Genomic DNA, 14,894 nt, shown 5'->3' on the forward strand with positions numbered 1-14,894 from the left:
TCCAGGAAGGTGGGTTCAACCGGGTGTCACCACAACACGAAGGGGCGGAAGGCGCCAGCCGGGCCGCGCTGATCGACGCCTGGCGGGGCGCCGCCGGCCACGGCCTGGACATCCCCGACCCCGACGAGCCCCGCCCGCTCGGCGACGACCACTGTGTCTTCATCCGCCCGGTGCTCGCCCCCGGCGGCAAGGTCGTCGCGGGCGCCTACTCCTACTACGACGCCTCCGAGGACACCGCCGGGTTCGAGGAGGCACGGGTCCGCTACGCGTTCGGACCGCAGCGTCTGCTGATCGGGAAGTTCTGCTCCGTCGCCGCCGGGGCGACCTTCGTCATGCCGGGCGCCAACCACCTCCACAGCGGACCGACCGCGTTCCCGTTCGCCACCTTCCCCGGGGACTGGCAGGACCGACTGATCGACCCGCTGATCGAGCGCGGCCCGCAGGGGAAGGGCGACACCGTGATCGGCAACGACGTGTGGATCGGCCGCGCCGCCACGATCATGCCGGGTGTCACCGTCGCCGACGGCGCCATCATCGGCGCGGGCGCGGTGGTCGCCTCCGACATCGGCGCCTACCAGATCGCCGCGGGCAACCCGGCGCGCGCCGTCCGCACCCGCTACACCCCCGACGAGATCGACCTGCTCCGCATGGCGAAGTGGTGGGACTGGCCGATCGAGGCCGTCTCCCGCCACCTCCCGGAACTGGTGCTCGGCACCCCGGCGGGCGTCCTCGCGGCGGGCCGGGCGGAGGGCCTCGTGGACGGGGACGGCCCGTCGGGAGAGGGCGGCCGGTCATGACGACGGACTCAAGTGCCGCGCTCGCCGGGACCGACCTCGCCGACGAGGACTTCTCCGCCCGCCCCGACGCCGAGGAGGTCTGGGCCCGGCTGCGCCGCGAACGGCCCGTCCACTGGAACACCCGGCCGGACGGCAGCGGCTTCTGGGCCGTCACCCGCCACCGGGAGGCCGTCCGCGTCCTCAAGGACGCCACCACGTTCGTGTCCGGGCGCGGCATGCGGCTGGACCACCGTCCGGCCGCCACCGAGGCCGCCGCGGGCAAGCTCATGATCGTCACGGACGCGCCCCGGCACGGCAAGATCCGACGGGTGGTCAGCTCCGCGTTCACCCCGCGCACGGCCGCCCGCCTGGAGCGGAACATGCGCGACACCGTACGGGAGGAACTGGCCGCGCTCCGCGACGGGGAGCCCCGCGAGTTCACCGACATCGCGTCCGTGCTGCCGCTGTCCGTCATCTGCGACCTGCTCGGTGTGCCCAAGGCCGACTGGCCGTTCATGCTGCGGTCCACCAGGATCGCGTTCGGCGAGGGGGACGCCGATCCGCTGGAGCGGCTCGAAGCGCACGCCGGGATCCTGGAGTACTACCAGGAACTGGTCGCGGAGCGCCGCCGCACCCCGCGCGAGGACGTCATCAGCACCATGGTCGGCGGAGCCGTCGACGGGATCCCCCTCACCGACGAGGAGATCTTCCTGAACTGCGACGGCCTCATCTCGGGCGGCAACGAGACCACCCGGCACGCGAGCGTCGGCGGACTGCTGGCCCTCCTCGACCGCCCCGACCAGTGGCGGGCGGCGGCCGAGGCGCCCGAGGCCATGGACACCCTGGTCAACGAGGTGCTGCGCTACACCAGTCCGGCCATGCATGTGCTGCGGACACCGCGTGAGGACGTCGAGATCGGCGGGCAGCCGGTACGCGCCGGGGAACCGGTGACGGTGTGGATGCCCTCGGCCAACCGCGACGAGACGGTCTTCGCCGACCCCGACCGGTTCGACGGAGCACGCACCCCGAACCCGCACCTCGCCTTCGGCAGCGGCCCCCACTACTGCCTCGGCGCCACCCTGGCCCGCATCGAACTGCGGGTCCTCTTCGGCGAGTTGCTGTCGACGTTCTCCGGCGGGGCGCCCGCGGGCCCGGTGCGGCGGCTGCGCTCCAACCTGATCTGGGGCTTCGAGTCGGCGCCGGTCGTGCTGCGTCGCCGTTGATCCCGCCCGCCGCGGATCCCACCGAAAGGAACAGACGATGACCAACCCGTTCGACGACGACGGACAGTCCTTCCTCGTGCTGGTCAACGACGAGGGCCAGCACTCCCTGTGGCCCGGCTTCGCCGAGGTGCCCGAGGGCTGGCACGTCGTCCACGGCCCCGCCGACCGGCGGTCCTGCCTGGACCACGTCGACGAGCACTGGACCGACATGCGGCCCAAGAGCCTGATCGCCGCGATGAACGCGGACTGACGCCGACGCACGCCGACGGACGCCGACAGGAAGGCCCCGCAACCGCCATGACCGACACGACCCGCGCCGACCACACCGACACCGACACCGATGAAACCGACGAAACCGGCCGCACCGGCACCTACCACACCGACACAGTGCGCCGCTGCTACGAACTGATCGACGCCGGCCACCTGGAGGGCTTCCTCGCCCACTTCCACGACGACGTCGTCTATCAACGCCAGGGCATGCCCGACCTGCACGGCGCGACCGCCCTGCGCCGCTTCTACGAGCACGACCGCGTCATCGCCACGGGCCGGCACGCGCTGGACCAGATCATCACCGACGGCCCCTGGGTCGCCGTCCGGGGCCGCTTCACCGGCACCCTCAAGGACGGCACCGACGTCGACTTCCGCTTCCGGGACTTCGTCCACTTCCGCGCCGGACGCATCGACCACCGCGAGACCCTGTTCCCCACCTTCAGGGTCTAGGACCGCCGCCGCCCCCCGCCCGCACCGTCAGCCGGTCGTGGCTCCCCGCCCGGGGGAACCACGACCGGCGTCCGCGTTCAGGGCGCGGGCAGAGCCGGGCGGTCCACCGTGCCGTGCGCGGTGAGCGGGAACGCGGCCAGTTCCACGACGGCCGCCGGCACCTGGTGGCGGGGCAGCCCGGCGAGGCAGAACCGGCGCAGCGCGGCCGGGTCGACCGGCGCGCGGCCACGGCCGACGACGTACGCGATCAGCCGCCGCTCACCGTCCGGCCCCGCCCGGCCCACCACCAGCGCCTGACCGACGTCGGGGTGCGCGTACAGCCTGGCCTCGGTGCGGGCCGGGTCGGCCGAAAGGCCGCGGACGGTGACCCGGTCGCCGCGGCGGCCGAGGAACTCGACGGTGCCGTCGGCGCGGACGCGCACCATGTCCCCGGTGCGGAACATCCGCCCGCCGGGCACGAAGGGATCGGCGACGAACCGCTCCGCGGTCAGTTCCGGCCGGCCGTGGTAGCCGCGGGCCAGTCCGGCACCGGCGATCATCAGCTCGCCCGGGACGCCGAGGGGCACCTGGGCGAGCCGTTCGTCCAGCACGTACAGCCTGACGCCGGGGGCGGGCCGGCCGATCAGCCGACCCCCGTCGGCGGGGAGCACCTCCCTTCGCGCGCAGGCGGATCCGGTCGCCTCCACCGGCCCGTGGACGTGAGTGACCCCCACGCCGCGCTCCAGCAGCGCCCCCAGGAGGACCGGGGAGAGCGGTTCGCCGCCGGTGACGAGCCGGCGCAGCCCGTCGAGCGCGTCCGGCCGGGACCCGAGCAGCGCGTGGAGCTGTCCCGTGGGGAGCCAGGTCGAGGCCGCCCCGGACCGTGCGACGGTCTCGCGCACGTCGTCCGCCGTCGGCGGGCCGGGGGGCCGGATCACCAGCCGGGCGCCGTTGCCGAGCGCCCCCCACAGTGCGAGGAGCGCGGCGGCCGACCCCTCCGGAGCGGCCGTCACGACGACCTCACCGGCGCGGGCGAACGCGTCGGGCGCGAGCCGCGCGATGCCCCGATGGGTGAGCTGGACGGCCTCGGGCGAGCCACTTGTGCCGGACGTGAACAGGACGTAGGCGGCCTGGTCCGGGTGCACTTCGGGTATCGGGCCCGCAGCGGCCGTCTGCGGCTTCTCCCACCTCAGCACCGGGACGTCCCCGGCGAGCGGGCTCCGCGTCAGGACGAGGTCGGGCCGGGCGGCGGCCGGCATCCGCGCGACGGGTTCGGCCGGTACGACGACCCCGCCCGCGCGCAGCACCCCGAGCGCGGCCACGACCGCGTCGGCGCCGGGCGGCAGCAGGACCGCGACGCGCGCCTCCGGCCCGGTCACCGCGGCGCTCACCCGCCCGGCGGTCCACGCCGATTCGGCGTCCAGTTCGCGATAGGTCAGCCGCCGCTCCCCGTCGTCCACCGCGACCGCCTCCGGGCGCAGCCGGACCTGCCGCGCCACGAGCGCGGGGAGCGTCGCCTCGCCCGGGTCGGACGGCTCGGCACCGCGCAGCGCGTCCGCCAGCCGTTCGCGTTCCGCGCCGGTCAGCATCGGCAAGCGGTCCACCGGTACGCCGGGCCGCTCGACCGCGTGTTCCAGCACCCGCAGGTAGTGGCGGGTCAGGCGGTCGACGGTCGCCGGTTCGAAGAGGGCCACCGGGTACTCGGCCACCCCCGCCAGGCTGCCGTCGGGGCGCTCCTCCAGATCGACCAGCAGATCGAACTTGCTGGTCCGGGTGGACGCGGGCAGCCGCCGTACGTCGAGTCCGGGCAGCGGCCACGACGACGTGGCGGCCGTCCGAAGAGCGAAGTCGACCTGGACGAGCGGGTTGCGCGTGGCGTCACGCACGGGCTTGACCTCGTCCACGAGACGGTCGAACGGCAGCTCCTGATGGTGCAGCGCGTCCAGCACCGTCCGCCGGGTCCGGGCGAGGACGGTGACGAAGTCCGGGTCGCCCGAGAGATCGGCGCGCAGCACCAGTGTGTTGACGAAGAAGCCGATGAGTGACTCGGTGTCGGGGTGCTCCCGTCCCGCCACCGGTGTGCCGACGCCGAAGTCACGCATCCCGGTGTGGCGCCGCACGAGCACGGTGAACGCGGCCAGCAGCACCATGAAGGGCGTGGCTCCGTGCGCGCGCCCGAACGCGGCGGCGCGGGCCGCGAGCCCGGCCGGCACGGTGAACTCCCGCCGGTCGCCGCGCAGATCGCGCCGGGCCGGTCCGACGTGGTCGGCGGGCAGTTCCACCACGCTGGGCATACCGGCCAGCCGCTCACGCCAGTACGCGGCCGAGGCGTCGAGCCGGTCACCCCGCGCCCGCTGCCAGACCGCCACGTCACCGAAGGTCACGGGAAGTTCGGGCAGCTCCTCCCGCCAGGGGCCGGTGAGGCCGACGGCGCGGGCGTAGTGGTGGGCGAGTTCGGTGGCGAGGAGGGAGACGGACCAGTCGTCGGCCACGATGTGGTGCACGCACAGGGTGAGCACATGGTCGTCCGGTCCCAGCCGGCCGAGCGCCACCCGCAGCAGCGGCCCGCGCGCCAGGTCGAAGCCCTGCCCCGCCCGCTCGGCGACGAACCGCTCGACGTCCGTGATGCCGGTGACCGGCAGCGCCACCGGCCCGGCCGGGTCGACCACCTGGACGGGTTCCCCGCCGCTCTCCACGATCCGGGTCCGCAGCGGTTCGTGCCGTCGCACGATCGCGGTCAGCGCCACCGCCAGGGCCGCCTCGTCCAGGGGCCCGCCGATCCGCAGGGCGATCGGGATGACGTACTCGGCGGTGCCGGGGTGCAGCCGGTCCGCGATCCACAGCCGGGTCTGGAGCGGGGACAGCGGCGCCGGGCCGTCGTCCGTCCGGCGCCCGATGCCCCCGCCCGCCCGGGGCGTCCCCCGCCCGGACCGCCGTACGCGGCCCAGTTCGACGGCGAGCAGGGCCGCGGTCGGCGCGTCGAACACGGCCCGCGCCGACAGCCGTACGCCGTCCAGCCGCAGCAGCCGGCCCACCACCTTCGCCGCGGCCAGCGAGTGCCCGCCCAGGGCGAAGAAGTTCTCCTCGGGCCTGACCTCCGGCAGATCGAGCGCCTCGGCGAACAGGGCGCACAGCAGCCGTTCGTCCGCCGTCGCCGCGGACCGGCCCACCGGCTCACGGCGCTCCGGCACCGGCAGCGCGGCCCGGTCCAGCTTGCCGGTCGCGGTGCGCGGCAGCGCGGGAAGCGCCAGGAACCGGGCGGGCACCAGATGCGCGGGCAGCCGCCCGGCTGCGTGCGCCCGCAACTCCTCCTCGCCCGCGCCGCCCACCACATACGCGACGAGCCGGGTCGCCGCGCCCTCGCCGAACGGGACGACGGCGGCCCGGGTCACCCCCGGGTGGCCGGTCAGGACGGCCTCGATCTCGGCGGGCTCCACCCGGAACCCGCGGATCTTCACCTGCTGGTCGGCCCGGCCGAGGAACTCCAGCGCCCCGTCGTCCCGTTCGCGCACCAGGTCACCGGTCCGGTACATCCGCCGCCCGGGTCCGCCGAACGGGTCGGCCACGAAGCGTTCGGCGGTGGGAGCGACGGCGCCGACATAACCGTAGGCCAGCCCCTCTCCGGCCATGTACAGCTCACCCGTGACGCCGGGCGGCACCGGACGCAGCTTCTCGTCCAGCACATAGGTCGCCTTGTGCGCGATGGCCCGACCGACCGGGATCGACGCGGTCGCGACATCGCCCGCCCCGATGGTGTGGCAGCAGGTGAAGATGGTGTTCTCGGCGGGGGAGTACCCGTTGACCACCCGCAGCCCGGGGAACTCCCGCAGCAGCCGCTCGACATGGGTGAGGGAGGCGGGTTCCCCGCCGGTGAGCACCTGCCGCAGCCCGGTGAACATCGCGGGGTGCTCGTCCAGCAGGAAGTTCATCAGACTGGCCGAGACGTACACCGTGGTGATGTTGTGCGCCACCACCAGCTCCGCGATCTCCTCCGGCTCCGGCGCGCCACCGGACTGCAGGACGCAGACGCCGCCGGACAGCAGGGGGCCGAAGAGTTCGAGGGCGAAGGCGTCCCACGACACCGGCGAGCACTGGAGCCACACCTCCCGCGGGCCGAAGGCGGTGTAGTCCTGCCCGACGAGCGTGGCCGTCAGCGCGGAGTGCGGGGTGAGGATGCCCTTGGGCGCGCCCGTCGACCCGGACGTGAACATCACGCAGGCCGGGTCGGCGGCACGGGTCCGCACCCGCCGCCCGGTGCCGTCGTACCCGGCCGTCCCGGCGAACGACACGGCACGGGGGAGCGCGCGCCCCTCGGTGAGCACCGCCGCGGCGTCGGCCGCACCGATCACCTCGGCGAGCCGCCGGTCGGGGAACGCCGGATCCAGCATCGTGTACGCGCACCCCGCCTTGAGCACCCCGAGGACGGCCACCACCAGGTCGATCCCGCGGTCCAGGCAGATCCCCACGGTGCGCCCCGCCGGCACTCCTCGGGCGGTCAGTCCGCGCGCCAACCGGTCGGCGCGCGCGTCCAGTTCGGCGTAGCCGATTCGCTCCCCGGCGTGGATGAGCGCGGTCGCGTCGGGGCGGGCCGCGGCCTGCCGCTCGAACAGGACGTGCAGGCAGCCGGGGTCCCCGCTCACCGTGCGGTGCCCGGCAGGCGCACCGGGTGCAGCCAGCCGTCCGGGTCGGGGGCACGGCCGTGCTGGACGTCGACGAGCCGCTCCCGCAGGGCCAGGGTGGTCGGCCCCGGCTGCCCGTCGCCGATGGTCCACTCGCCCTTGTCGTCGCGCAGGACACCGATCGGGGCGACCACGGCCGCCGTGCCGCAGGCGAACATCTCGGTCACCGCACCGGACGCGCAGTCGGCGAGCAACTGGTCGATGGAGACGGGTTCCTGCCGGACCCGGTACCCCGTCCGGGCCGCCAGGGTCAGCAGCGAGTCACGGGTGACCCCCGGCAGCAGCGTGCCGGTCAGCGCCGGGGTGACCACCTCCGCGCCGGGCCCCGCACCGCGGACGAGGAACAGGTTCATCCCGCCCATCTCCTCCACCCAGCGCCGCTCCGCCGAGTCGAGCCAGATCACCTGCTGGCATCCGGCGGCGGCGGCCTCCCGCTGGGCCATGAAGGACGGCCCGTAGTTGGCGGCGCACTTGACGTCGCCGGTGCCGCCGGGCATCGCCCGGCTGTGGGTGCGGCTCACCCACACCGACAGCGGATCGGGCCGGTGGCCGAAGAACCCGCCGGCGAGGAACGCCAGGAGCAGAAAGCGGTACTCGTCCGAGGGCCGCAGCATCAGATTGGGCTCGGAGCCGTACATCACCGGCCGCAGATACAGGCTCAGTTCGTCGTCGCCCGCGGGCAGCCAGTCCGCGTCCGCCGCGACCAGCCGGTCGATCGCGTCGATGAACATCTCCTGCGGCAGCTCCGGCATCGCCAGGCGGCGGGCCGAGCGCTGGAACCGGTGGGCGTTCTCCCACGGCCGGAACACGGCGATCGAGCCGTCCGGCTGCCGGTGCGCCTTGAGGCCCTCGAAGATGACCTGCGCGTAGTGCACCCCGAGCGTGCCGGGATGGGTCGGGACCGGCGCGAGCGGCACCAGCTCGGCCGGCCGCCAGCCGTCCGGGCCGCTCCAGACGGAGCTGATCATGTGGTCGGTGAACAGGTCACCATGGCCGACTCTGCGCTGAGCCGCCGGGGTTGTCTGCGACACGGTGATCTCCTGGGGTCGGGTGGCTCACGGCATGGCCCCGGCCGGCGCCGGAGCACGAGGGGCGGGGCAGCACTGTTCGACGGCCGCGGCCAGCGGCAGCAGGTCGGCCAGCCGCGGCGGCCCGAACACGGACACACCGAGCGGCAGTCCGTCGGTCCACGCCGCCGGGAGGGACACGTTCGGGTATCCGGCCAGCGCCGCCAGCACCGAACTGGTCGCGGGCCGCGGGTCGGGGCGGCCGGGGACCAGCCGCCAGGCGGGCGGGTTCGTCGGGGCGAGCACGGCGTCCACACCGCGCAGCGCGTCGTCCAGCAGCCGCCGCGCCCGGGCCCGGGCCTGCCGGCCCGCCTCGGCGCGCAGCGCCCGGTCCTGCGCGGACAGCGCCGCCGACGCCTCGAAGACATCCTGGTCGTACAGGCGCAGCTCCTCGGGGTCGGCACGGTTGCCCGCGATCAGCGCGGCGAGGCTGTCCGGCACCCCGGGACGGGTCCGCAGATAGCCTTCGACGGCCTCGGGGAACCCGGCCTGGAGGGCGACCACTTCGGCGAGCAGAAGCCCGGAGTGCTCAGGGAAGTCCACCTCGACCAGTTCGGCGCCCGCCGTCCGCAGCGCGGACCCCACCGCCTCCAGCGCGAGCCGGGGCAGCCCCGGGACGTGCCACAGCCCGAACCTGCGCCCGGTGAGCCGGGCCGGGGCCGCCGACAGGTCGCCGCGCCCGGTCAGCTCGGCCAGACAGAGCACGGCGTCGCCCAGCCTCGTGGCGAACACCCCCACGCAGTCCTGGACGGGGGAGATCGGCACGACACCGCCCGAAGGCAGCAACCCCGGCTCCGGCTTCACCCCGACCACCCCGTTCGCCCCGGCCGGGCAGACGATCGAGCCGTCCGTCTCGGTGCCCAGGGCCAGCGGCACCATCCCGGCCGCCACCGCCACGGCCGAGCCCGCGGACGACCCCCACGGACTGCGGTCCGGCGCGTACGGGTTACGGGTCTGCCCACCGACCGCGGACCAGCCCTCCGGCGCCCGCACGGAGCGGAAGGTGCCCCACTCGCTCAGATTGCTCTTGCCCAGCACGACCGCACCGGCCGCGCGCAGCCCCTCGACGACCGGGGCGTCACGGGCGGGCGGGGCGCCGACGAGCAGCCGGGAACCGGCCGTGCAGTCCACTCCCGCCACGTCGATGTTGTCCTTGACCAGCACCGGCACCCCGGCCAACGGCGCCCGGTCACGGAGCCGTTCGGCCCGCGCGGCCTGGTCGAGCGCGGTCGGGTCCAGCCCGATCACGGCGTTCACCAGCGGGTCGTAGCGCGCGATCCGGTCCAGGCACCACCGGGTCAGCTCCACCCCGCGGCTCGGACGCGCGGCCGTCACGCGGTCGGACAGGCTCATGGGCGGCGCACCGCCTCCGGGCCGTCCGCCGCCGGAGCCGCCTCGGGGCGGACACCGCGCGGCAGCCAGACGTCCCCGGGCTCCAGATCGCCGGGCGCGTACCGGCCCAGCGCACTGATCAGCAGCCGCATCTCCAGCGCCAGACAGCGCACGAACCGCTCCAGCCCCTCGGCCCGGTCCTCGTCCGCCGCGAGCAGCGCCGCCCGGCCGAGACCGACCGCCCGGCAGCCGAGCGCCAGCGCCTTGACGCTCCGGGCCCCCTCCCACATCCGGCCGGAGGCGAGCAGCGCGCGCCCCCCGCCGCCGATCCGCAGCAGGCATTCACCGAGCGGCAGCCCCACCTGGTCGAGGAACGCGTTCGGCGCCCAGCCGGTACCGCCCTCCGCCCCGTCCACCGTGACCGCGTCGGCCCCGGCCTCCCAGGCCAGCGCCGCCGCTGCCGCCACATCCCGGGCCGGGGGCAGCTTCACCCACACGCGGGCGCGGGGGAAGTTGTTGCGCATCAGCCGGATCTGCTGGCGCAGGATCTCCTCGGTGTACGTCCCCGGACTGCTGCTGCGCAGCGACTGGCCCGTGCCGTCCACCGGTTCGAGCGGATAGTGCGCCCGCAGCCGCGCCGCCGTGGCGGGATCCACCAGCGTCATCCCGCCCAGACCCGGCTTCGCGCCCTGGCCGACCTTCAGTTCGAACGCCAGCCGCCCCGACGCCAGCAGCGGCAGCGCCGACGGATCGCTGTACACCAGGTTCCACACCTCGGCGTCGGCGTCCTCGGTGCTCTGCTGCACGGCGACCCCGCCCAGCCCGTCCGGCAGCGCCTCGCCGTACGCCCGCAGCCGGCGCAGCATCGAGCGTTCGGGCGCGTCGTCGGTGCGCCCGTACCCGCCGTGCGCCACCACGTTCTCGCCGATCACCATGGGCAGCCCGAGCCGCCCGGCCTGCCGGCTCGCCGCCTCACCCACCTCCGCGCTCGCCGCCCTGGTCGAGCCGAACGCCGACAGGTACACGGGGAGCGGGGAGCGCAGTCCGCCGATGTCGACGGCCAGCTCCACATCGCTGTACAGCGGCTCCCGGCCCAGGTCGATCAGCTTCTCCAGGCGCTGCGGCATGAACACCGGCGGCACCAGCCGGGCCAGGTCAAGGATGTCGACGCCCCCACCCGCGCCGCCCGCGGTACCGCCGAACAGGGCCGCGCCGTAGTCGGCGCCCGGCGGGAAGGCCGCCGCGGCACCCGCCCGCGCCCGGTGCCGCACCTCGGCCTCCGGGAACCCGTCCCCCCGCAGCGCGCTCACGCCGAGACCACGCCGGGCAGCTTGGGGAACATGCTGGCCTGCCACACCGCGTCCAGCCCGGCCACGTACCGGGTCAGCCGCTGCACGCCGATGCCGAAACCGGCACTGGCCGGGATACCGCCGCGCACCAGGTCCAGGTACCAGCCGTACTTCGCCGGGTTCTCGCCGGTCTCCCGCATCCGGGCGATCATCCGCCGGTAGTCGTACTCCCGCTCACTGCCGCTGCACAACTCGCCGTACCCCTCCGGCGCGATCAGGTCGAAGTTGCGCAGCGACCCCGGGTCGGTGGCGCTCTCCCGGTCGTAGAAGCCCCGTGAGCCCTTCGGGTAGTCGGTGATGAAGAACGGGCACTTCTCGCTCTCGGACAGCAGCCGCTCGCCCGCCCAGTCGATCTCCGCCCCCGGGTCCTGGGGGTGGTCCGAGGCGTGCAGCCGCCGGACCGCCTCGCGGTGGGTGATCCTCCCGAACGGGTCGTCCAGCCAGGTGGCGAGCGCGTCACGGTCGCGGCCCAGTACGTCGAGATGGTCCGCCGCCGTGTCCAGCACCCGGCGCACCGCGTGCCGCACGACGCCCTGGGCCACCTCCGTCGCCTCGTCCCGGCTCGCGCCCGCGATCTCGACGTCGAGCTGATGGAACTCGGCCAGATGCCGGTCGGTGTTCGCGGTCTCCAGCGGCTCCAGCCGGACGTTGGGCGCGACGCAGAAGATCTTGCCGAACGACAGCAGCGAAGCCTGCTTGTACAGGATCGCGCTCGTCATCAGCTTGTAGCGGTGGCCGTAGTAGTCGATGTCGACCTGCTTGGACCCGCGGGCCCCCGGGTCCGTGACCGGCCCGATGACCGGCGCGAGCAGTTCGGTGAAGCCCTCCCCGGCCAGATACTCCCGGGCCGCCCCCAGGATCGCCTGCTGCACGGCGACGGCGCTGCGCGTCCGCGGCGCGGACAGATGCGCCCGCAGGTCGGGCGGCACCGCGGCCGGGGTCGCGTCCGCGGCGGACTCAATGGTGGTCACGGGTCACTCCCAAGGATCGACGGACGGGGTACGGGGTCGAGCCGGCGCCGGTGGAACTCCAGATCGGCCAGCAGCGCTTCGAGGCCCACCAGACCGCGCCGGCGGGTCGCCGCCCGCAACGGCATCCGGCCGGTGTCGCACCACTCCAGGCGGCCGTCCGGCCCCAGCGCGCACCGGGCCTCGTTGCGGTTGTCCGGGTGCAGGCAGTACGGCACGTCGAGCAACCCGCGCTCGAACGCGACCGGCAGCGCCCCCGCGACGGTCGGGGCGAGCCCCAGCACGGTGTCCACGAGCGTCCTGGCCTGCTCGTACACCTCCGTGTCCCGGGCGCGGGACGGGCTGCCCGTCCCCGGTGGCTCGGCCCGCGCGGCACCATGGGCGGTGCGCAGCGCCTCGACGTTCTCCTCGATCGTCGGGATCCGGTGGGCCTCCGCGACGGTCTTGACGATCAGCCGCTCCGTACCCGTGCGCACCGCGAGCCGCGCGCTCTGCCGCAGCAACGCGTCGGCACCCTCCGGGCTCCGCGGGTACAGGCCCATGAACGTGTACAGCACGACATGCCAGTCGACGCCCGGCAGATACTCGGCGCACAGCAGCCGCAGCGCGCCCAGCGCCTCCGCGTCCTGCTCGGGACAGGTCTGCTGGGCATAGCTCGCGGACATGCTGGTGATGCCGTGCTCGGCGAAGTACAGGCATTCCAGCACCGACAGCGCGACGAGCAGCGACGGCGGGCACAACTGGCCGAGCATGCACCCCCCGAAGGTCTCCAGATGGCAGCGCACCCCCCGGTCCGCCTGCCGGGCCAGCAGCCGTGTCGCCCGCGACCAGGCCCGGACGGACTCCCGCACCGGCACCCGGCTGTACGGCAGGCAGTACGACACCGGCCCGCCCTCGGTGGCCTCCACACCCGCCGCGAGCATCACCCGGAAGATCCGCTCCGGACGCGGCGAGCCGTGCCGGACCTGGACCGGGAAGTCGGGGCCCCCGATCCCGTCGAGCATCCGGGCGGTGCGCCGCGCGCCCATCGCCACCAGGGCGTAGCCGTTCAGCTCCACGTCGGCCTCGCGGGCCAGCGCGGCACGGTCGTGCTGGCCCTGCCGGGTGAAGCTGTCCAGTGTCACCGTGCCCACCGCGGGCACCCCGGCCGCGCGTACGGCCAGCAGCCCGCGGCGCATCACGGCCGGGTCGCTGAATCCCATCCGGGGCTGCACGATCAGCGTGTCCGTACGCCGCCGGGCGGCCACGAACGCGCTGAACGGCGCGTGCTCATCGGTCATCCGGCCCGCTCTAGCGTGCCGGCCACGAACCCGCGGAACCCGGCCAGCGCCTCCTCGGCGGACGCACCGACCGGGAAGACCCCGTCGTAGCCGAGCCGCCGCAACTCGGCCGTGGGATCGCTGTCCCGCGTGCCGCCCAGCCCCAGCTTCCCGCCGATCACGACGGGCAGTCCGGCCAGGTCGGGCTCGGCCCGCAGGGCGGTGATCAGCGCGGCGCCGTCGATGCTGCCGAGCCCGTTGACCGTGCTGACCACGACACAGTCGGGCCGCTCGGACCGGCACGTCCCGATCAGCGTCGGCACGGCCGTGCACGCACCGAGGTTGACCACCCGGTGCCCCATCTCCTCGATCAGGAGCTGGAGCGCGACCAGGTTCCACATGTGGGAGTCCGACGGCACGGTGCACAGCACGAAGGTCAGCGCCCCGCCACCGGTGCGCTCACCGCGCGGGGAGGGGGCGACCTTCACCGACGGCCCAGTCACCGCCGCTTCGCCAGCAGTACGCCGAACTGGAGGCCCGTGGAGTCGGCGCGCGGGTCCGGGGTGGCCGCCGCCTCCACCGTCAGGCCCAGCCGGTCGAACATGGCGTCCCACCACCCGCGGGTCTCCAGCCGCTGCTGGGTGATCGAGTGGATGAGGAAGTACGGGTTGTAGAAGTTCAGCGCCAGACCGTGGCTGCCCATCACGGGGGAGAGCGGCTGAAGGTCCATCTCGACGATCAGCCAGCGCGCCTTCGGGTGCCGCTCGAACACCGTGGCCAGCAGGTTCTCCACGGCCTCCGGGCTCTCCTGCTGCATGACCTCCTGCAGCACGAACGCCGTCATGAAGGAGATCCCCTCACCGCCGTCCGCCAGGTCGAACCCGGCCGCGTCCAGCGCCCCGCCCTTGACCAGCTCCATCCGGTCCTCAAGGCCCAGCTCGGCCCGGCGGCGCTCGCCCAGGACGATCGACTCCCCGTGCGGCTCGACGCCGACACCGGCCAGCTTCGGCCGGGTCACCAGCACATCCATCAGGAAACCGCCGTCGCCGCAGCCCAGATCGATGATCTTGTGCAGACCGTCCCCGGCCGAGTCCAGCAGATTCTGCACCAGCGGCAGCGCGTCGTACGCCCCGATGCCGCAACTGCCCTCGCCGACCTTCGTGGTGTTGCGCGAGGCGTAGCGCGAGCCGTCCTTCAGGACCTCCCCGAGCTGATCCATGGACGGCGCGTAACCGCCGACCAGCATCTCGTACCACGGGGCGAACACCTGGACCTCGCGGCCCTTCGCGCTGAGCGACCAGCCGCCGTCCTCCAGCACCGTGTAGCCCTCGTTGCGCAGATAGCGCAGCAGGGCGCCGGTGCGGTACGGGTCCAGGCCCAGGCGCCCGGCCAACTTGCCGGCGTCGGCGCCCGGCTCCTCCTCCAGCGCGCCGACCACCCCCAGGTGCAGGGCGTGGTGCAGCGCCTGGGCCAGGAAGAACTGGCGCACCGGCTGGGTGTGTTCGATCAGACGGCGCTCGAAGTCATCGGTGAGCATGGGGG

Annotated in this window: 12 protein-coding genes; 4 read left to right on the plus strand and 8 right to left on the minus strand. The window is 74.4% G+C overall.

What is annotated here, in order from left to right; all coding sequences use genetic code 11:
* Positions 1–23 precede the first annotated feature (23 nt).
* Genes ACIQNG_RS05190 through ACIQNG_RS05205 form a run of 4 tightly spaced genes read left to right on the plus strand, consistent with a single transcriptional unit; the run spans position 24 to position 2,719 of the window.
* Positions 24–797, plus strand: a complete 774-nt coding sequence (locus tag ACIQNG_RS05190; protein ID WP_401482666.1) for a CatB-related O-acetyltransferase — start codon at positions 24–26, stop codon at positions 795–797.
* The gene (locus ACIQNG_RS05195; protein WP_401482667.1) at positions 794–1,999 is read left to right on the plus strand and encodes a cytochrome P450; all 1,206 of its coding nucleotides are present in this window, start codon (positions 794–796) and stop codon (positions 1,997–1,999) included. Before ACIQNG_RS05190 ends, ACIQNG_RS05195 begins: the two co-directional genes overlap by 4 nt.
* Positions 2,000–2,036: 37 nt before the next feature.
* Positions 2,037–2,249 carry an MbtH family protein gene (locus ACIQNG_RS05200; RefSeq protein WP_401482668.1) on the plus strand — a complete coding sequence of 71 codons (213 nt, stop codon included), beginning with the start codon at positions 2,037–2,039 and terminating at the stop codon, positions 2,247–2,249.
* Positions 2,250–2,296: 47 nt separating this feature from the next.
* Positions 2,297–2,719 carry a nuclear transport factor 2 family protein gene (locus tag ACIQNG_RS05205; RefSeq protein ID WP_401482669.1) on the plus strand — a complete coding sequence of 141 codons (423 nt, stop codon included), beginning with the start codon at positions 2,297–2,299 and terminating at the stop codon, positions 2,717–2,719.
* Positions 2,720–2,796: 77 nt separating this feature from the next.
* Here the strand turns inward: ACIQNG_RS05205 and ACIQNG_RS05210 are convergent, their stop codons facing one another.
* From ACIQNG_RS05210 to ACIQNG_RS05245, 8 genes are read right to left on the minus strand one after another with little or no spacing between them, the layout of a single operon-like run.
* Positions 2,797–7,338, minus strand: a complete 4,542-nt coding sequence (locus ACIQNG_RS05210; RefSeq protein ID WP_401482670.1) for an amino acid adenylation domain-containing protein — start codon at positions 7,336–7,338, stop codon at positions 2,797–2,799.
* Positions 7,335–8,408, minus strand: coding sequence for a branched-chain amino acid aminotransferase (locus ACIQNG_RS05215; protein ID WP_401482671.1), 1,074 nt, complete (start codon positions 8,406–8,408; stop codon positions 7,335–7,337). The genes ACIQNG_RS05210 and ACIQNG_RS05215 overlap by 4 nt, the downstream gene beginning before the upstream one ends.
* 24 nt (positions 8,409–8,432) lie before the next feature.
* Positions 8,433–9,797: an amidase family protein gene (locus ACIQNG_RS05220; RefSeq protein ID WP_401482672.1), complete on the minus strand. Its 1,365-nt coding sequence runs from the start codon at positions 9,795–9,797 to the stop codon at positions 8,433–8,435.
* Positions 9,794–11,086, minus strand: a complete 1,293-nt coding sequence (locus tag ACIQNG_RS05225; protein WP_401482673.1) for a glutamate synthase-related protein — start codon at positions 11,084–11,086, stop codon at positions 9,794–9,796. Before ACIQNG_RS05225 ends, ACIQNG_RS05220 begins: the two co-directional genes overlap by 4 nt.
* Positions 11,083–12,096, minus strand: coding sequence for an asparagine synthetase A (locus ACIQNG_RS05230; RefSeq protein ID WP_401482674.1), 1,014 nt, complete (start codon positions 12,094–12,096; stop codon positions 11,083–11,085). The genes ACIQNG_RS05225 and ACIQNG_RS05230 overlap by 4 nt, the downstream gene beginning before the upstream one ends.
* On the minus strand, positions 12,093–13,373 hold the full coding sequence (locus ACIQNG_RS05235) for a methylaspartate mutase (protein WP_401482675.1): 1,281 nt from the start codon (positions 13,371–13,373) through the stop codon (positions 12,093–12,095). Before ACIQNG_RS05235 ends, ACIQNG_RS05230 begins: the two co-directional genes overlap by 4 nt.
* Positions 13,370–13,855 (minus strand): cobalamin B12-binding domain-containing protein, encoded by a 486-nt coding sequence (locus tag ACIQNG_RS05240; protein ID WP_401482676.1) that lies wholly within the window; start codon positions 13,853–13,855, stop codon positions 13,370–13,372. Before ACIQNG_RS05240 ends, ACIQNG_RS05235 begins: the two co-directional genes overlap by 4 nt.
* Entirely contained in the window at positions 13,852–14,889 is a 1,038-nt protein-coding gene (locus ACIQNG_RS05245; RefSeq protein WP_401482677.1) for a 2-ketoarginine methyltransferase, read from the minus strand. Before ACIQNG_RS05245 ends, ACIQNG_RS05240 begins: the two co-directional genes overlap by 4 nt.
* Positions 14,890–14,894: the final 5 nt, after the last annotated feature.

Source organism: Streptomyces sp. NPDC091377 (genome assembly GCF_044757045.1).
GTDB lineage: Bacteria > Actinomycetota > Actinomycetes > Streptomycetales > Streptomycetaceae > Streptomyces.